The sequence below is a fragment of the Streptomyces sp. NRRL S-337 genome, assembly GCF_000720175.1.
GTDB classification, from domain to species: Bacteria; Actinomycetota; Actinomycetes; order Streptomycetales; family Streptomycetaceae; genus Streptomyces; species Streptomyces siderophoricus.
In genome coordinates this window covers 83,586-100,289 of the sequence record NZ_JOIX01000015.1, presented here as the reverse complement: position 1 = coordinate 100,289, position 16,704 = coordinate 83,586, and the positions used below count along the sequence as shown (strand labels likewise).

The window sequence follows — 16,704 nt, the reverse complement described above, 5'->3', positions numbered from 1 at the left end:
TGAACCAAGGGACTACGAAACCGGATCGAGGAGCTCGTCGAAGGCCGCCGGCAGGGCCTTCCAGGCCGGTGGGCCGCCCGCGTACTCGGCGTCGGTGAGCAGGCAGGAGTCCAGGAGGGACGTAAGCCCGTCGCGGTCGAGTCCCGGCGAGGTGAAGACCAGGTGCTGGGCGCGGTCCCCGTGCTCGGGGTGCCAGTCCAGTGCGGCGGCCGCGCGGCGCATCGGCGGGACCATCTCCCAGGCGGCGTCCGGCAGTGCGGCCAGCCAGGGTCCGGCGTTCTCGACGCAGAGCGCTCCGCCGGCCGCGTCCCAGGAGAGCAGGGTGTCGGGCCGGTCGGCCAGCCAGAAGCGGCCCCGGCTGCGCGCGGCCGCGCAGGTCAGGTCCTCCAGCGCGGCGTAGAGCCGCTCGGGGTGGAAGGGCCGGGTGTGGCGCCAGACGAGGGTGCCGACGCCGTCCGCGTCGGCCTCCTGGGGGAGCAGCGCGCAGGCCGGGTGCTGGCGGGCGGCGGCCGCCTCGACGTCAAATCCGGCCGTGGCGGCTGCCGCCAACTGGGCGGATTCTACGGGTACTTGGCGGGCGGTGGGGTGCAGTTGGGCGAGCAGTGCCAGGTCGGCGGGCTCGGCTGGCTCGTCGCCCGCGGCGACCGCCAGCACGGGTGCGTATTCCAGCTGCCGGGCCCAGGTGTCGGCGACCGTGCGCCGGTCGGTCGCCGCGGCGGCCAGTCCGGCTTCGGTGAGGTCGTCGCCGCAGCCGAGGTAGGGCAGCAGCAGCGCGGGGTCGACGGCCGTGATCACCTGCGTCAGTGCGAGGCGCTCGCTGCCACAGCCGGTGATGACCTCGGCCATCGCCCTGGGTTCGACGGAGTCCCACAGTTCGACGACCGCCAGCCGGCAGGTGCGGCCGGCGGCCAGTCGTTCCAGCTCGGGCACCAGGTCCTCGCGCAGGGCGCAGCAGGCGCAGTCGTTGACGAGCGGCGCCTCGCCGGTGGCGAGGGTGCCGCCGGCGTCGCGGATGGTGCGGCGGACGGTGCCGTCGGCGGCCGGGGCGAGGTCGTGGTGGAGGGCGACGCTGCCGGGGACGGAGTGCAGCAGCCGCTCGACGGTGGCCCGCCGGGCGTCCGCGTGCAGTCCGCCCACCAGCACGATGTGCAGCCGGTCCATCAGCGGGCCCGCTTGCCGTAACGCCGCTCGAACCGCTCGACGCGGCCGGCGGTGTCCAGCACCCGGGCGGTGCCCGTGTAGAAGGGGTGGCTCGCCGAGGAGGTCTCGACGTCGATGACGGGGTAGGTGTGGCCGTCCTCCCACTCGATGGTCTTGTCGCTGGTGGCGGTGGACCGGGTGAGGAAGGCGTGGCCCGCGGCCCGGTCGCGGAAGACGACCGGCCCGTAGGTGGGGTGGATTCCGTGCTTCATGGGGCTCAGCGCTCCTCTCGGAAGGTGACGTGCCGGCCGGCCACCGGGTCGTACTTGCGCAGGTGCAGGCGGTCGGGGTCGTTACGGCGGTTCTTGCGGGTCACGTAGGTGTATCCGGTGCCGGCGGTGGACCGGAGTTTGACGACCGGGCGTAGTTCGTTGCGGGCCATGCCCGTTAGTATACGGAAATGGTTTCCATTTTCAATAGGCTCTGACCTGGGCCTCTACCGCAAGGAGCGCTTGAGATGCCTTCGATTCGTTCGACGCCTTCAATGCCGTCAAGGCCTTCGACGCCTCAGCAGGGCAGGATCACGGGGAAGGCGCGGCGCCGGGCGGTCGTCGCCTGTTACGCGGCCCGCCGGGCCGTCCTCCAGGCCGTCATCCGTAGTTGCCGCGCACCGGCGGAGGGGCGCGCCGCCAGCCGCGCCCGGCCGGTCCGGCGGCGGCCCGCTCAGCCGTCCGGCGCCGGCGGCGGCCCCCGGACCGCACCGCCCGGCACGACCGGGTAATACTGGACAGAACGCCCGCCGACCCCTGGCGGCTCCCCGACGGAAGCGAGTGCGCATGCTCCGCAACGCCTTCGAACCCTGGCACCTGTTCCTGATCATCGCGGTCCTGGTGCTGCTCTTCGGCTCGAAGAAGCTGCCCGACATGGCGCGCGGCCTGGGCCGCTCGATGCGGATCCTGAAGTCCGAGGCCAAGGCCCTCAAGGACGACCGGGCCGCCGAGGCACCCCGCGCAGAAGCGGCGGAGTCCGCAGCCAGCCACTGACCCCGGCCGGGCGGCCGACCGTGGTCAGTGGTCGCCGCCCTCGTCGATCAGCCGCCGCACCTCGCGGTCGATCAGGCCCAGCCGGGCCTCGGCGACCAGCGGCACCGCCCGGCGCTGGCGGCGCGCCTCGGCCAGGTCGATCTCGACGGTGACCAGCGCCGGCTCCCACTTGGGCGCCTGCGCCACCACCGCGCCGCGCGGGTCCACCACCCGCGAACCACCCCAGAACGTCGCCCCGTGCTCGTTGCCGACCCGATTGACGAAGACCACCCAGCACTGCAGCATCTTCGCCGTGTAGGAGAGCAGGGTGTCCCAGTACAGGCCGGTGTCCATCGCCTCCGGGTCCAGGCTCGCCGCGCTGTTGGTCGGCACGAACAGCACCTCCGCCCCGTCCTGCACCGCCAGCCACGGCAGGACCGGCTGCCAGGCGTCGTTGCAGACCAGCGTCGCGCCCCGGCCGCCGTGGGCGGACCGCTTCAGCTCGTAGGCGCGCAGCGACTGTCCGGGACTGACGTGCTTGCGCTCCTCCCAGGCGAGGTAGTTGGGCAGGTAGAGCTTGCGGTGGGCGTGCAGCAGCGCGCCGGACGCGTAGTGGGCCGCGGTGTTGTACGCGCGCAGGCTGGTGTGCTCGTGGAAGCCGACGAGGACGTCGGGGCCCAGGGTGCTCAGCTCCAGCAGCCGCGGGTCGTTCGCCTTGAGGGACTCGTCGCGCTTGAGTGCGCCCAAGTGGTAGCCGTGCAGGCTCAGTTCGGGAAAGACGACGAGATCGGCACCCTGGGCCGCGGCCTGCTCGATCTGCTCATGGGCGACCTTCAGATTGTCCGCCACCTCACCCAGCACGCAATCGGTCTGCGCCAGCGCAATGAGCATGTCCCCACCTCATCGACTCATCACCTATGCGGCTTTACCGCCATTTTGCCAGAGGTAGAACGGACCGGCACCACCCCGCGGAACCCCCCTTTCCGCGCCCTTCAAACGCCCTGCGAGGCAGGTCCCACCAATGAGCGAAAGAACGATCCTTCCCGTGCCGGAGCGGGTCCTCACGCGTTGATCCGCACGATCCGTCGTGCCACCGGAAGGGCGGCTTCCAGCCGCAGCCCCGCCCGCCGGAAGCGATGCGACGGCCCGCGGTCGAACCGTCCGGGGATGCCGACGGCCGGATCGACCGGGCGGCCCAGGCCGAGCGGCCCGCCGGACCCGCTCGGCCGGCCGCCTCGCCGCCGGCCACCCGGGATACACCGGGCGCCACCGGCCCCGCCGGCCCCCACCCAGTGATCGACGTCGTCCGCGTCGCTCACCGGCGCCGCGTACGGGCCCTGCGCAGCAGCAGCGCACCGCCCAGCAGCAGGCCCCCGCCCGCGCCGGCCGCCGTCCCCAGCTCGCCGGTCCCCGTGGACGCCAGCAGCGCCGAGCCCGCCGACGCGCCGGCCCGCGCCACCGCGCCCATCCGCTGATCCGGTACGGACCGCGGCGCGGGCCGGTGCACGGGCTCGTGCGCGGCCCCGTGACCGGCCGGCGGCGCCTTCTCGGGCGCCGGCTTCACCGGCGCCGGCGCCTCGTGCCGCATGTGCGCCTTCTCCGGGCGCCGCACCGGCTCCGCCGGCTTGCCCGGCGACACGGGCGGCCGCTGTGCCACCGGGGGAGGCGGTACGGCCGGCGCGGGCGCCGCACCGCTCCCGCAGGAGTTGCCCATGGCGGGATTGAGCGCCGCGGCCCCGTCGACCGAATTGCCACACGCGTTGACCGGGGCGTCCACGCTCACCTGCACGCTGTTGCCGGACAGCACCCCCGGAGAGTCCGAGGCCCCTCCCCCGGCGCCGGCGTCCGCGTATGCCGTCCCGCCACCCGCGCCAAGCACGCCCGACGCCGCGGCCATGAGCACGCAGGTCTTCAGGCTCTGTCGCATCTCTCATCCCTCGTCTGCAGTCGTTGCGTACGGGCCCAGGGGCCCGCTCCCCCTGTGGTGCGAATACGGCCGGGCGGCCGGCAGCGCGTACGCGGCGCCGGCCGCCCGGAGACGCAAGCGGTGCAACGGCCGAAGCCGCCGGCCGTACTCAGTGGTTGGCGACACCGTTGCCCGAGAGGATCGGGATGTCGTCGATGATGTGCGACAGCGTCTCGTCGCCCTTCGCCTGCGTCGAGTTATGGACGCACTGCTGGTTCTGCGGGTTGGACAGGACATTGATGTCCTGGATCTGGCCCAGTGCGAAGCCCTGGATCGGCACCTTGCCCACAGCGACACACAGCTGGTTCAGCGAGCCCTGGACGAGCCCGAGCTGAGTGCTCAGCTTGCCGTGCGTGGTGGAGTTGCCGTAGATCGACGCCGCCCCGTTCCCGTTGACCGTCTGGGTGCCCTTCTGGTCGCCGATCGCCATGGCCTGCGGAGCGGCCGCAACGGAGATACCGATCAGCGAAGCCGCCACGGCCGCGCCCGCAAAAATCTTCTTCATTCACGCAAACCCTTCAGGAGACGGAACTCCCGGCCCGGGAGCCCTATTTGAACAACCCGCCACGCGGCCGCGAGTTGCGCAGCGTCACCCGAATAGTGGCCCGGCCGGCCGGAAAAGAGGCCGCTCACACCGGCCCGAAAACGACAATGGGACAACTTCTCCCGGAGTTTCGCCGTCCGGCTCCCGTCCCTCTTCACCGGCTCATCGGGACCCGGCCCACGACACAGGGCCCGCACCACCGTCCAAACGGCTGCGCAGACCCTGTCCTCGTTTCCGGCCGGCATGCCAATGCCCTGGCAACCCCATCAATTCGCAAGGGCATTGGCATGCTTCCCTCCACACACCCTTCCTAACGACCGGATGCGCCGGAGTTCAGTCACGAGCGAATAACATTTCCCGGCCCCGGGGTGGGCAGCAAAAACCCGGGCCGCCCGGAAGAAGGAGGGCCGGGCGGCCCGGGTTTCGCTCAGCCGGTCAGTGGTTCCCGGCGCCGTTGCCCGAAAGGATCGGGATGTTGTCCAGGATGTGCGACAGCGGCTCGTCGCCCTTGGCCTGGGTGGAGTTCTCGACGCACTGCTGGTTCTGCGGGTTGGACAGCACATTGATGTCCTGGATCTGGAACAGGATGCCCAGGGCCTGGACGGGCACCTTGCCCAGGGCGATGCAGGGCTTGTTCAGCGAGCCCTGTACCAGGCCGATCTGCGGGCTCATGTAGCCGTACGTGGTCGAATTCCCGTAGTACTGCGTCGCGCCGTTGCCGTTGACGGAAGACGTCCCGTGCTGGTTACCGATCGCCATCGCCGCAGGGGCAGCGGCGCTGGCTACGCCGACAATGGACGCAGCCGCTGCAGCGGTCGCCAGAGCCTTCTTGATCATTTTGGTCCTTCGTGTTTCGGGGTACCTTTGGGCCGGGCAATCTGCCCAACTGACAGGGACGTTTTTGGTTGTTCTCATTCACTCAAACAGCGGGTGGCCTGATGCGTATTGCCGATCGGCCTCGCGACCGGCACCCGGCACCGGAACCCGGCACGAAAAACATCCGGGGGCGGTGCAGTCTCGTGAAATCAAACGCCGCAGTCCGATGATGTGGATTTTTGCTCCCCCGTCGCATTCCACCGGAGGGCGGCCGAGGCCACGCGTCGAAATTACTTGAGCGGAAGACCACCGAGCAGCCGTGCATTCTTGGCCGTGCTGTTGACGCCACCGAGCAGCTTCTTCGCGCCGGCCGCCTTGACCTTGTCCCGCGCGGTCCTGACCATGTTGAGGAGCGGCGCGAGCTGGTGGCCGTCCAGCTGATCGCTGCTCAGCGTGTCGTTCACCGCGCCGTTGAGGCTCATGGTGGGAGCTCCGGGCGGCGCGGCGAAAGCGGGCGCGGCGGCCCCCAGCGCCAGGACGGAACCGGCAACAACCGCAGCAGACTTTGCGTACTTCACTTCAACTGTCCCTTCTCGGGAGGTGCTTGACGGTCCCGGGAGATCAGCGCCGCATAAGCGATCACTTCGCTGCTCGGATCACCGCTTTCAGCGTGATTAACGAGGACCGCCGCCCGAAGAAACCCTGAAGTTTCGCCCTTCGCGGCCGGCCCATCAGAAAAGTACGGGGCTCTACGACTTTTACTACTCGCTAAAACGAATGGCGACCGGCCCCGATGCACAGGGAAACACGCACCGGGGCCGGGTCACAAAGACACAGCTCGAATACCTTCGAGTCAGTTGTTCAGGCAGTTGTTGCCGAACGCCGGGTTCAGCAGTGCGACGATGTTAACGGTGTTACCGCACACATTGATCGGAATGTGGATCGGCACCTGGATGGCGTTGCCCGAGATCACGCCGGGGGAGTTCTTGGTGCCGCCCGCGGCACCCGCGTTGGCGAACGCCGGCGCAGCCGCACCCACTGCCATGAGCGTACCGGCAGTGACTGCTGCGACCTTTGCGTACTTCACTTTCAGCCCTTCCTGCAACGGGTCCGTAGCGAACACGACCGTCGTGTCGCTCGGGCGCTGATCTGCTCGCCCGTAACGCCGCTGCCAATATTGGTAACGATTGCCCGTCGTGAACGAAACCCTTGCCCGGTGGCTTTCAGAGGAATCGCTCGAAGGGTGCATGACCGTCCCGAGAGATTGCCACCGCGCATACGACGCGGAAAAAACATCGGACTTCGAACAGACGGGGTATCCGCCGAATACGAATTCCTACCGAAAGGGAGATCGAGAATATCTGTCCCTACGGTTCGTAAGGGACGCCGCAGGACCGGACCCCCCTGGAAGTGAGAGCCGGCGGTCCGGACCTGCGGCCGATGGCACCGGATCAGTGGTTGCCGACGCCGTTGCCGGAGAGGATCGGGATGTCGTCGATGATGTGCGACAACGTCTCGTCGCCCTTCGCCTGCGTCGAGTTGTCCACGCACTGCTGGTTCTGCGGGTTGGACAGCACATTGATGTCCTGGACCTGGATCGCGCCCAGGACCTGCACGGGCACCTTGCCCAGGGCGATGCAGGGCTTGTTCAGCGTGCCCTGGATGAGCTCCAGCTGCGGGCTCATGCTGCCGTGCGTGGTGGAGTTGCCGAACGCGCTCTTGGCTCCGTTGCCGTTGACCGTCGACGTGCCGTGGTGGTTGCCGATCGCCATCGCCTGGGGCGCCATCGCCGCCGAAATTCCGACGACGGACGCGGCTACAGCCGTCGTGGCCAGGACCTTCTTGATCACGATTTACCCTTCTCGAAGCGGAGTGCCCGTATCCGGAGCGCACTGGTCAACTCGCTTCTTTGGGTGCGGTTTCGCCCATTCACCCGAATGCCGCGGAACGATAGACACATATCACTGCATCCGGGCGGCCTTTCGGCCGCGGATACGTGGTGGGCGGCACAAAGGCCGGTACGGGAATGCGTACCGGCCTTTGGGGCGGACCGCCCGCGTCAGCGGCCCGGGGCATCAACCTCTGTACAGCGCTCAGCGGTTGATGCAGACGTTGCCGAATGCCGGGTTCAGCAGTCCGATGATATTGATGGTATTGCCGCACACATTGACCGGAATGGAGATCGGCACCTGAATGAGGTTACCGGAGATGACACCGGGGGAGTTGACTGCGCCACCCGCGGCGGAGGCACCGCCGGTGGCACTGGCCATACCGGCCGCGCCCACCACGGTGATGCCCGCGGCGGCGGACAGGACGACGGCCTTCGAGACAAACTTCACGGTGTACCTCTTCACTGAGCGGCATTCAGATACGTGCGCCCCTTAGAGCGACAAGCAGTTCAACTCACCAACCGGGGCAAAAGTAGCGGCTCAAACGGGTGAAAGGGACGTCTCGCACATCTGGCGGCCGTTAGCCGTTTGGCGGCTCGGCCTACCGGGCGTCTCGTCGTCATCGTCGCACGCGGCGCGGCTAGGGGGATGCTGCCAAACCCCGTCCGGGAAAAGCCGATTGTCAGTGGCGTCGGTTCCAATGGCGACATGAAGGTGACACTTGCGCAGGTGCTGGCGTGGCGGCTGCGGCAGCAGAGTCTGGCGCCGCGGACGACCGCCTCGGTGGAGCGGCTCGTCGGGCAACTGGCCGGCGTGCAGGCGCAGGTCGCCTCGGCGGCCGAACTCGCCCTGGCGATACGGCAGAGGACGCCTCGCCGCGGCGCTGTCCAGGAGGCGCTCGCGGCCCGGTCGCTGGTCAGGACCTGGGCGATGCGGGGCACGCTGCATCTGCTGCCGGCCGACGGGGCGGCGGCTTATCTCGCCCTGCTGGGGGCGGCGCGTACATGGGAAAAGCCGTCCTGGCAGCGGGCGTTCGGGGTGAGCCCACAGCAGGTGTCGAGGCTGGGTGAGGCCGTCGACGAGATCCTCGACGGGCAGGTGCTGACCCGGCAGGAGTTGATCGACGCGGTGCGGGCGCGGCCCGGTCTCGAAGGTCTGGGCGAGCAGTTGGCGTCCGGCTGGGGCGCCGTGCTCAAACCGCTGGCCTGGACGGGCCGGTTGTGCCAGGGCCCGCCACAGGGGCAGCACGTCACGTTCACCTCACCGCGCTCCTGGGTGCCCGGCTGGCGAGGGGTGCCGGACCCGGACGAGGCCGCGCCGGCGGTGATCTCGGCGTACCTGGCGGCCCACGGTCCGGCCACTCCGGCCACGTTCGACGCCTGGCTGCTGCGCGGCGCGACCCGTAAGGCCGTGCTCCGCGGATGGTTCGAGTCGCTCGGCGACCGGCTGACCCCGGTCGAGATCGAGGCCGGGAGCGGGGGCGGCAGCACGGGTGCGGGCGGGGGTGGGGGCACGGCGTATGTGCGGAGTGAGGACGTGGCGGCGCTGGCGCGCATCAAGCCCTCGCAGGAGGTGCGGCTGCTGGCCGGTTTCGATCAGTACGTCCTCGGGCCCAGCACCGCCGATACGCGACTCATCGCGGCCGCGCGGCGCACCGCGGTCAGCCGCAGCGGCGGCTGGATCTCGCCGGTGGTGGTGCATGAGGGTCGGGTGGCGGGCGTATGGGAGTTCAGGGAGGAGACGGTGGACGTGACGTTGTTCGCGGAGCACGGCGCGGTGCCGGCCGCGGGCCTGGAGGCGGAGGCCGCCCATCTCGCCCGCTGCACGGGCCGCGAACGGCGGCTGGTGGTGCGGGTGCGGTAGGTCGTGGACGTGACCGCGCCCGTGACCGCGCCCGTGACCGCCACGGGAAATTGTGCTGCCGTGTGTGGCGAACGTGCAGGTCAGGGCCATTGTCAGACCCTGGTGCAAGACTGCAGGACATGAGATGGGCGGTGGTGGAGACGGGCGACGGGGGTGCTCGTCTCTGCCCGCTCACTCCGGACGGCCGGGTGGCGGGGCCGGTGGTGAGCGAGCCGTCGCTCGCCGAGGCGGTCCGGTCGCGGCCGGAGGTCGAGCGGTGGGTGTGGCGGTCCACCGCCGAGATCTACCGGCGGCTGCTGACTGCCGGTGTGCGCGTCGAGCGGTGCTACGACGTCGAGGCCGCGGAGGCGCTGCTGACCGGCCATGAGGAGGGCCAGTCGGGGCAGCCGCGTTCGCTGGCCGCCGCCTGGGCACGGCTGCACTCCCTGCCCGTGCCCCCGGACGCTCCCCCGCGTGCGGCGGAGACCCAGCCGTCCCTCTTCGAACCGGGTCCGGTGCCGTTGCCGCCCGGTACGGACGAGTTGTCGGCGCTGACGGAGGTCTATGCCGAGCAGGTCGCGCGGACGGCACGGGCCGAGCACCCGGAGCGGATGCGGCTGCTGCTCGCCGCCGAGTCCGCGGGCATGCTGGTGGCCGCCGAGATGGGGCGTACGGGCGTGCCGTGGCGTGCGGACGTGCATCGTGCGCTGCTCGACGAGCTGCTGGGCGAGCGTTTCCCTGGCGGGCTGGAGCCACGGCGGATGGCGGAGCTGGCGGACGAGGTGTCCCGGGCGTTCGGGCCCGGTGCGCGGGTGCGTCCCGATCTGCCGAACGACATCGTCAAGGCGTTCGGCCGGGCCGGGATTCCGCTGACCTCGACCCGTAAGTGGGAGCTGCAGCAGGTCGATCATCCCGCGGTGGCGCCGCTGCTGGCGTACAAGACGCTCTACCGTCTGCACACCGCCCATGGGTGGGCGTGGTTGCAGCAGTGGGTGCACGACGGCCGGTTCCGTCCCGAGTACCTGCCCGGTGGCACGGTCTCCGGCCGCTGGACGACCAACGGCGGGGGTGCGTTGCAGATCCCGAAGGTGATCCGCCGGGCGGTGCTCGCCGATCCGGGGTGGCGCCTGGTGGTCGCCGACGCGGACCAGATGGAGCCGCGAGTGCTGGCCGCGGTCTCCCGCGACCGGGGCCTGATGGAGGTGGCCGGCAGCGGCGAGGACCTTTACGCGGACCTGGCCGCCCGTGCGTTCGGCGGCGACCGGGACCGGGCCAAGCTCGGGCTCCTGGGGGCGATTTACGGCCAGACGTCGGGTGACGCCCTCAAGCACATGGCCGATCTGCGCCGCCGCTATCCGGCGGCCGTGGCGTACGTGGACGAGGCGGCGCGCGCGGGCGAGGAGGGACGCCTGGTGCGTACGTGGCTGGGCCCCACCTGTCCGCCCGCCTCCATGGCACCGCCCGACGAGGCGGGCCTGCCCCAGGAGGAGGAGCCGTCCACGGGGTACGGCGGCAGTTCGGCGGCCGCCCGCGCCCGCGGCCGGTTCACCCGTAACTTCGTCGTGCAGGGCAGCGCCGCCGACTGGGCGTTGCTGCTGCTGGCCGCGTTGCGCCGGGCGCTGTGGGCGGGCGGTCTCCGCGCCGAGCTGGTGTTCTTCCAGCACGACGAGGTGATCGTGCACTGCCCCGCGGAGGAGGCGACCGCGGTGTCCGAGGCCATCACGGCAGCGGCCGCGACGGCAGGCCGGACGGCGTTCGGCGAGACGCCCGTCCGCTTTCCCTTCACCACGGTGGTGGTGGAGTGCTACGCGGACGCGAAGTGAGGTGCGTGCGTGCTGCCCTCTTCGGGCGGCTTGCGGCTCTCAAGTTCCTTGATTTTCCTTGGTTTCGCTTGGTTTCTCTTGGTTTGCATTGGCTTCGCTTGGTTTCGGTCGGTTTCTTCGTGTCCTCGGTTTCCTCGGTTTCCTCGATTCCCCTCGGCTTCCCCGGTTTCCTCGGTTCGGCCGCTCCGGCTTCGCCATATCGCCACATCCGCACGTCAACGCTGATAGGAGACGTATATGGCTGAGAAGAACCTTCCTATAACTGTCCCGCCCGGATTGGCCGTGCATCCCGAACTGGTCCCTTACCTCGGGAAGTTGCAGCCGTTCACGGATCCATATGAGGACATCGAGGCCACCCGCGAGAAGTTCCGCGGGCTGCTGGCTTTGCGCCCGGCCGATCGGACCTCGGTGAGCAGCACGCGGTACGACATCGCGCGGCCGGACGGGAGCGCCCTCACGGTCGAGGTCTACCGGCCGGTGCGGGCGGAGGCTGAGGTGAACGAGGAGAACGAGGAGAACGAGAAGGACGACGAGGGCAGGGAGGTTGGGGAGGGCCTCCTGCCCGCCGTATTGCACTTTCACGGTGGCGGATACGCCATCGGTCGCTCGCTGCCCGGTCAGGACCGGTCGGCGATCGCGCTCTGCCGCGAGTTGCCCGCCATTGTCGTCACCGTTGAATACCGTCTCGCTCCGGAGCACCGGTACCCGGCCGGTGTGGAGGACTGCTATCTGGCCCTGGAGTGGACGGCCGAGCAGGCGAATGATCTGGGGATCGACACGGACCGGATTGCCGTCACCGGGAATTCGGCGGGCGGTGGGCTGAGCGCGGCCGTCGCCTTGATGGCCCGCGACCGCGGCGGCCCGGGGCTGGTCTACCAGTCGATGTGCGTACCGGACGTGGACGACCGCGCCGCCGAGCAGCCCATTCCGGCCATGCCGGAGGACGAGAACGCCGGGGCGGGGGCCGGCTCCGGAGCCGGTGCCGGGGCCGGTGCCGATGCGCCGCCGAACCCCTGGCTGAACAGCCTCCGGACCGTGCGCCTGGCCTGGCAGCACTACCTCCCCGAGGGGACGACGGTGCCGGACGCCTACGCCTCGCCGGCCCGCGCCACCGACCTCTCCGGCCTGCCGCCCGCGTACGTCATGGTCTGCGACCTCGATCCGCTGCGCGACACCGGCCTGGCGTACGCCCGGCGCTTGATGGACGCGGGCGTGCCGGTGACGGTCCACAACGTCCCCGGCGCGTGGCACGGCTTCGAGCTGCACGCCCCGGACACCCGCCTCGCCAGGGAGACGAAGGCGCACTGGAAGGGGCAGTTGCGGTCGGCGCTGTATCCGGAGCGGGCGGACGGGGCGGGAGGGGCGGTGGTGGCCTGAGCGCGCTGGGGGCTGTGGGCTGCGAGTCGCGGGTGTGGGCTCCGGGTTTGGGCGCGGGAGGCGGCTGCGTCGAGTGGCCTGGGCGTGTGGCCTGAGTTGAGCGGTCTGGGTTGTGTGACCGGCGCCGTGTGGCCTGGGTTGTGTGACCTGCGCCGTGTGGGCTGCGCACGGTGACCTGGGCCGGGTGGCCTGTTCCCTGCGCATCTGGTCCCTGCGCAGGTGCCCCCTCAAGGGCCGGCGCCTCTCGCCCCTCCCCCGGCTACCCGACGGTTGAAATCAGGCCACGGGTAATCCGGGTCATCGCCGACACCAGTAGTTCCCGTGGCTGCTCGGGCTGGTCCAGCCACCACAGGGCGAGTCCGTAGAGCGAACTGCGGATCGCCTCGGCCAGCGGCTCAAGTTCGCCCTCGGGCAGACCGGGGGCGAACTCCCGGAGCAGCGCCATGTCCGTCTCGCGCTGTCTGCGCTGCAGTTCACGGTGGAAGTCCTGCACCTCCGCGTCCCCGGTGGTGTCACGGAACATCATCCGCCAGGTGTACGGATGGCTCTGCACATATCCGAACCAGGCGTCGTACATCGCCCTCATACGGCTGTCCAGATCCCCTTCCCCGTGCAGGAGTTGTTGGATCGGGGCGGCCGCCAGCTCATCGCGGTGTCGCTCCAGCAGGGCCAGGTGCAGTTCCTGCTTGGAGTCGAAGTGGCGGTAGAGCATGGGTTTGCTCAGGCCGGCCTCGGTGGCGATCTCCCCGATGGTCGTGCCCGCGTAGCCGCGCTCGGCGAACAGCCGGGCGGCGGTGTCCTCGATACGCGTCCTGGCCTCGGCGCGCGCCGCGCGCCCCCGATCGATCTCCCTCATACGACCCTCGCCACCCCTCCGTTTGGCCGATTCCGACTGCTCGATTCCTCTCGCAATCACCGCTGTGATGAAGGATACTAGATCGTGTACCGCTTGGTATACGCATGAGTAACTTACGAGCAGCTTACGGTCGGCTCACCGTGAGGCGACCGGATACGGGGGTCGCTGTGATCATTTCCTTGCATGTCGCCGACGTAGGGGCGCGTGCCGTACCCGCCCTCCTCCGCGAGCGGCTGCATCCGGACGACGTTCCGGGGCTGCGCTCCGCCCGGACGACACTGACCGGGGCCATCGCGGCCGGCCTGCCCAAGCTGCATCCGGGCCGGGTCGCCCTGCTCGCTTCCTGGGAGGGCGACGCCGCACTCGACGGCTTCCTCCGCGTGGAGAAGAACCCGCTGGCGGAACGGCTGGCAGGCGGCTGGCACGTACGACTACGGCCCATCCGGATGTCCGGATCATGGAGCGCGATGCCGGTGGAGGTCGCACCCGGCACAGCGACGGATGACAACCAGGATTACGGCGACCACGAAGACGGCAAGGAGGAATACGGCGAGCAGGTGGCGTCCGGCGCTACCGCCACCCCGGTCGCCGTCCTCACCCTCGGACAGCTCCGCCTGCGTCGCGCCCTGCCGTTCCTCCGTGCCAACTCCCGGGCCGCCGGGCGAGCGGCAGCCGATCCCGCCCTGCTTGCGTCCCTCGCCCTGGCCAGACCTCCCCGCTTCGTCAGCACGTTCTCCATATGGCAGAGCGTGGACGCCATGCGCCGCTACGCGTACGGCTCCGCGCAGCCCGATCACAAAGCAGCGATCCAGGCGCATCAGGCAGCACCGTTCCACCACGAGGCCGGGTTCGTACGCTGCCTCCCTTATGCCGCCCAAGGCACTTTGAACGGCCGGGACCCACTGGCGACTGCTGGTTTGCCAGCGACCACAGAGGTGTGAGGGTGGACTGCCCCGGGTTTGGACCTCAGGCGCTGTAAGCGCTGTAGGCGCTTTGGGCGCTTTGGGCGCCGCTCTGGGTGCTCTACGAACCTACCCCGGTGGCCGACTCCGATGTGTCTTCCCCGGTGGACGGCTTCCCCAGGAGGAACAGGACGGGCTTCAATCCCTGGAGTGCGTGTGCGAGCACGATGACGCGTGCGCGTACGAGGACGCGTGTGAGTACGAGTGCGCGTGCGCGGCGGGTGCGCGTGCGCGGCGGGTGCGGTACGAGTGGGCGGTGGAAGGGAGTTCGTGGGGATGAGTGCGGAGACTGAGATGAGCGGTGAGCCCGAGCAGACGGCGAGCGGCGCCGGGGACGCGCCGCGGAGAGCCGTGGGAGGCGGAGAGATGGAGCGAATCAATCCGCCGCACCTCGCCCCGCCTACCGGGTTCAGTCACGCCGTCCGGGCCGCGCCGGGAACGTTGGTCCTCCTCGCCGGTCAGACCGCGCTGGATGGTACGGGCCGGATCGTGGGGAACGGGATCGTCGAGCAGTTCGAGCGTGCGCTGACGAACCTCCTGGACGTCGCGGCCGCATCCGGAGCCGCCCCGTCGGACCTCGCCAAACTCACCGTCTTCGCCGTCGATATCGCGGACTACCGCCGGCACGCTCGGGAGATCGGCCGGGTGTGGAAGCGGCTGGTCGGCAGTGATTACCCGGCGATGGCCGTGATCGGCGCCACCCGCCTCTGGGACGAGGCGGCCCTCGTCGAGATCGAGGGGATCGCGGTGGTCCGGTAGCTGGCAACGGGTGGGTGGTACTGAGTAGTTGGGGGCGAGGAGAGGACGAGGGGTCAAGGGGCCAAAGGGGCGAACGGTCGACTGTGGGCTGCTCGTCTGGCCGTCGGGCCGTCTGCTCGTTGCCCCTTCTTCTGGCCGCCTGGCCGTCCACCCTTCCGGCCGTCTGACCGCCCGGCCTCCCGGCCTCCCGGCCTCCCGGCCTCCCGGCCTCCCGGCCTCCCGGCCTCCCGGCCTCCCGGCCTCCCGGCCGCCTGGCCGTCCAGCCATCCGGCCGTCCATCCAGAGGGTGTCTCCCCCTAGCGTTCGTGGAACGTCGCCAGTGCTTGCGCGTCCGCTGCCGACAAGGTGAGGCCGAATTCGGCGGCCAGGAGGTCCGGGAGCTCCTGGGGGCTCACCTCGCGGGCTTCGCGGGTGCCGTCCGGGCGGGTCACCGCGTACTCCCGGCCGATCAGCGTCCTGCGCAGGTCGCGGCTCGGGCGCTGCACCACCATCTGGCCGGTGAACGGCGAGCGGGGGTGGGTGGATATGTAGTGGTTGAAGACCGCGTAGTCGACGGGGAAGCGCCGTTCGGTCCCGAAGGCGTAGAGGTCGAACCAGTCGTCTGCGTGGCGTGTCCGGAGCACCCAGGCCTCGGAAGCCGTCTCCGTCTCCTTCTCATGGATCAGGCCGAACGTCCACTCCCCCTGGTGGGACTCGACGCCGTCCCGTAGCGGAAGGGGTTCGAGCAGCCCCTCGGCGCCGAAGCCGACGTCGGTGATCCAGTCCGCACCGTCCAGCTCGACCTTGAGCAGCGCGTGAGTGGCCGGGCGGATGCGCCGCTCGCCCATACGGGTCCGGGCGCAGAGGCCGGAGATCCGGAAACCGAGGCGGTCCAGAGCGGCGGCGTAGAGCAGGTTCTGTTCGTAGCAGTAGCCGCCGCGGCCCTGCTCGACCATCTTGGCCTGCAACGACTCCAGGTCGAGCAGAACGGGCCGGCCCACCACGATCTCGAGGTTTTCGAAGGCGATCGAGCACAGGTGGGCGGCGTGCAGTGCGCGCAGGGTTTCCAGGGTGGGCCGGCGGTCGCCCTCGTAGCCGATCCGGGCGAGATACGCCTCCAGATCCAGCTGATCCCCGCCCCAAACGGCATTGGTCGGCACGCTGCGCCCTCCCCGTTGACCTAGGTCTTTCCCGTCCCGAGCGTAGGAGATCTGCCGCCGTGGTGGGATCGGCTATTCGTCCTAAGGCTTGTCCCCGAGGCGGCCTACTAGGTCCGGCCCTGACCAGTCTTAGGGTTCCTGATCAGGCTCATGGCAGGGCACGTCAGGGTCTGGGGAGAGGGCCGGTGACACGCCAAGGCCGGTACGCGCAGGGCCACCGTACGAACCAAGGTTCCGTACGAACCACGGCACCGTACGAGCAATAGTCAAGACCTGTGGACGAGATGACGTGCGGTTCTTGGCGGCTCAGTCCTGGACAGGTTCTACTCGATGGGGCTCCGCTCCGCCCAGGTAAAGCATGCACCCCGCGGTCTCGTCCACGTCCTCCACGTCGAAGCTCTCCGGCGGCACGACGTAGATTCCGGCGGTGGGGGCGGGAAGCCAGCCGAAGTCGCGTGGAGGGTCGTACTCCTCATAGTGCCCCACGCAGAGGCGAGTGGGAGGGATCGACACCGCGCAGACGTCTCCGGCGCGAAGGGCAGGAGGTGCCGGCTCGAAGCGATAGGGAG

The 16,704-nt window shown here is 69.8% G+C and carries 20 protein-coding genes; 6 read left to right on the top strand and 14 right to left on the bottom strand.

The features are described 5' to 3' along the window. Positions 1 to 12 precede the first annotated feature (12 nt). From IG62_RS0113715 to rpmG, 3 genes are read right to left on the bottom strand one after another with little or no spacing between them, the layout of a single operon-like run. On the bottom strand, positions 13 to 1,161 hold the full coding sequence (locus tag IG62_RS0113715) for a CobW family GTP-binding protein (protein ID WP_030801567.1): 1,149 nt from the start codon (positions 1,159 to 1,161) through the stop codon (positions 13 to 15). After that, positions 1,161 to 1,412 carry a type B 50S ribosomal protein L31 gene (locus IG62_RS0113710; RefSeq protein ID WP_030801566.1) on the bottom strand — a complete coding sequence of 84 codons (252 nt, stop codon included), beginning with the start codon at positions 1,410 to 1,412 and terminating at the stop codon, positions 1,161 to 1,163. Before IG62_RS0113710 ends, IG62_RS0113715 begins: the two co-directional genes overlap by 1 nt. Before the next feature lie 5 nt (positions 1,413 to 1,417). Continuing rightward, positions 1,418 to 1,582 (bottom strand): 50S ribosomal protein L33, encoded by a 165-nt coding sequence (gene rpmG, locus IG62_RS0113705; protein ID WP_030801565.1) that lies wholly within the window; start codon positions 1,580 to 1,582, stop codon positions 1,418 to 1,420. Between the two features lie 394 nt (positions 1,583 to 1,976). On the opposite strand from rpmG, the gene tatA reads away from it, so the two are divergent. Next, positions 1,977 to 2,183, top strand: a complete 207-nt coding sequence (tatA, locus tag IG62_RS0113700) for a Sec-independent protein translocase subunit TatA (RefSeq protein WP_030801562.1) — start codon at positions 1,977 to 1,979, stop codon at positions 2,181 to 2,183. Between the two features lie 24 nt (positions 2,184 to 2,207). Here the strand turns inward: tatA and IG62_RS0113695 are convergent, their stop codons facing one another. The 9 genes from IG62_RS0113695 to IG62_RS0113655 all read right to left on the bottom strand — a co-directional run bounded on the left by IG62_RS0113695 (position 2,208) and on the right by IG62_RS0113655 (position 7,827). Continuing rightward, positions 2,208 to 3,053, bottom strand: a complete 846-nt coding sequence (locus tag IG62_RS0113695) for a nitrilase-related carbon-nitrogen hydrolase (RefSeq protein ID WP_030801560.1) — start codon at positions 3,051 to 3,053, stop codon at positions 2,208 to 2,210. Between the two features lie 170 nt (positions 3,054 to 3,223). After that, on the bottom strand, positions 3,224 to 3,481 hold the full coding sequence (locus IG62_RS0113690; protein WP_030801558.1) for a hypothetical protein: 258 nt from the start codon (positions 3,479 to 3,481) through the stop codon (positions 3,224 to 3,226). Beyond that, the gene (locus tag IG62_RS49835) at positions 3,478 to 4,089 is read right to left on the bottom strand and encodes a chaplin (protein ID WP_030801556.1); all 612 of its coding nucleotides are present in this window, start codon (positions 4,087 to 4,089) and stop codon (positions 3,478 to 3,480) included. The genes IG62_RS0113690 and IG62_RS49835 overlap by 4 nt, the downstream gene beginning before the upstream one ends. Before the next feature lie 148 nt (positions 4,090 to 4,237). Then, the gene (locus tag IG62_RS0113680; protein WP_030801552.1) at positions 4,238 to 4,633 is read right to left on the bottom strand and encodes a rodlin; all 396 of its coding nucleotides are present in this window, start codon (positions 4,631 to 4,633) and stop codon (positions 4,238 to 4,240) included. A 474-nt stretch (positions 4,634 to 5,107) separates the two neighbouring features. Next, positions 5,108 to 5,509, bottom strand: coding sequence for a rodlin (locus IG62_RS0113675; RefSeq protein WP_030801550.1), 402 nt, complete (start codon positions 5,507 to 5,509; stop codon positions 5,108 to 5,110). A gap of 269 nt (positions 5,510 to 5,778) precedes the next feature. Then, positions 5,779 to 6,066 carry a hypothetical protein gene (locus tag IG62_RS0113670; protein WP_030801548.1) on the bottom strand — a complete coding sequence of 96 codons (288 nt, stop codon included), beginning with the start codon at positions 6,064 to 6,066 and terminating at the stop codon, positions 5,779 to 5,781. 275 nt (positions 6,067 to 6,341) lie between these two features. Continuing rightward, the gene (locus IG62_RS0113665; RefSeq protein WP_030801546.1) at positions 6,342 to 6,575 is read right to left on the bottom strand and encodes a chaplin; all 234 of its coding nucleotides are present in this window, start codon (positions 6,573 to 6,575) and stop codon (positions 6,342 to 6,344) included. Between the two features lie 364 nt (positions 6,576 to 6,939). Next, positions 6,940 to 7,338 (bottom strand): rodlin, encoded by a 399-nt coding sequence (locus IG62_RS0113660; protein WP_030801544.1) that lies wholly within the window; start codon positions 7,336 to 7,338, stop codon positions 6,940 to 6,942. A 243-nt stretch (positions 7,339 to 7,581) separates the two neighbouring features. After that, positions 7,582 to 7,827, bottom strand: a complete 246-nt coding sequence (locus IG62_RS0113655) for a chaplin (protein WP_030801541.1) — start codon at positions 7,825 to 7,827, stop codon at positions 7,582 to 7,584. A 258-nt stretch (positions 7,828 to 8,085) separates the two neighbouring features. Between IG62_RS0113655 and IG62_RS0113650 the strand changes: the two genes are divergently transcribed. The 3 genes from IG62_RS0113650 (at position 8,086) to IG62_RS0113640 (ending at position 12,419) form a co-directional block, all read left to right on the top strand. Next, positions 8,086 to 9,240, top strand: coding sequence for a winged helix DNA-binding domain-containing protein (locus IG62_RS0113650; protein ID WP_030801539.1), 1,155 nt, complete (start codon positions 8,086 to 8,088; stop codon positions 9,238 to 9,240). Between the two features lie 119 nt (positions 9,241 to 9,359). Beyond that, entirely contained in the window at positions 9,360 to 11,042 is a 1,683-nt protein-coding gene (locus IG62_RS0113645; RefSeq protein WP_030801536.1) for a bifunctional 3'-5' exonuclease/DNA polymerase, read from the top strand. A 237-nt stretch (positions 11,043 to 11,279) separates the two neighbouring features. Beyond that, positions 11,280 to 12,419: an alpha/beta hydrolase gene (locus IG62_RS0113640; RefSeq protein ID WP_078871989.1), complete on the top strand. Its 1,140-nt coding sequence runs from the start codon at positions 11,280 to 11,282 to the stop codon at positions 12,417 to 12,419. Positions 12,420 to 12,678: 259 nt separating this feature from the next. Here the strand turns inward: IG62_RS0113640 and IG62_RS0113635 are convergent, their stop codons facing one another. Next, entirely contained in the window at positions 12,679 to 13,275 is a 597-nt protein-coding gene (locus IG62_RS0113635) for a TetR/AcrR family transcriptional regulator (RefSeq protein WP_030801531.1), read from the bottom strand. A gap of 167 nt (positions 13,276 to 13,442) precedes the next feature. On the opposite strand from IG62_RS0113635, the gene IG62_RS0113630 reads away from it, so the two are divergent. Together IG62_RS0113630 and IG62_RS0113625 are read left to right on the top strand one after the other, a co-directional pair. Beyond that, on the top strand, positions 13,443 to 14,216 hold the full coding sequence (locus tag IG62_RS0113630; RefSeq protein ID WP_030801529.1) for a hypothetical protein: 774 nt from the start codon (positions 13,443 to 13,445) through the stop codon (positions 14,214 to 14,216). A gap of 387 nt (positions 14,217 to 14,603) precedes the next feature. Continuing rightward, positions 14,604 to 14,996 (top strand): RidA family protein, encoded by a 393-nt coding sequence (locus tag IG62_RS0113625; protein ID WP_030801527.1) that lies wholly within the window; start codon positions 14,604 to 14,606, stop codon positions 14,994 to 14,996. Between the two features lie 296 nt (positions 14,997 to 15,292). Here the strand turns inward: IG62_RS0113625 and IG62_RS0113620 are convergent, their stop codons facing one another. Continuing rightward, positions 15,293 to 16,135, bottom strand: a complete 843-nt coding sequence (locus tag IG62_RS0113620; protein ID WP_030801524.1) for an arylamine N-acetyltransferase family protein — start codon at positions 16,133 to 16,135, stop codon at positions 15,293 to 15,295. Between the last annotated feature and the right edge of the window lie 569 nt (positions 16,136 to 16,704).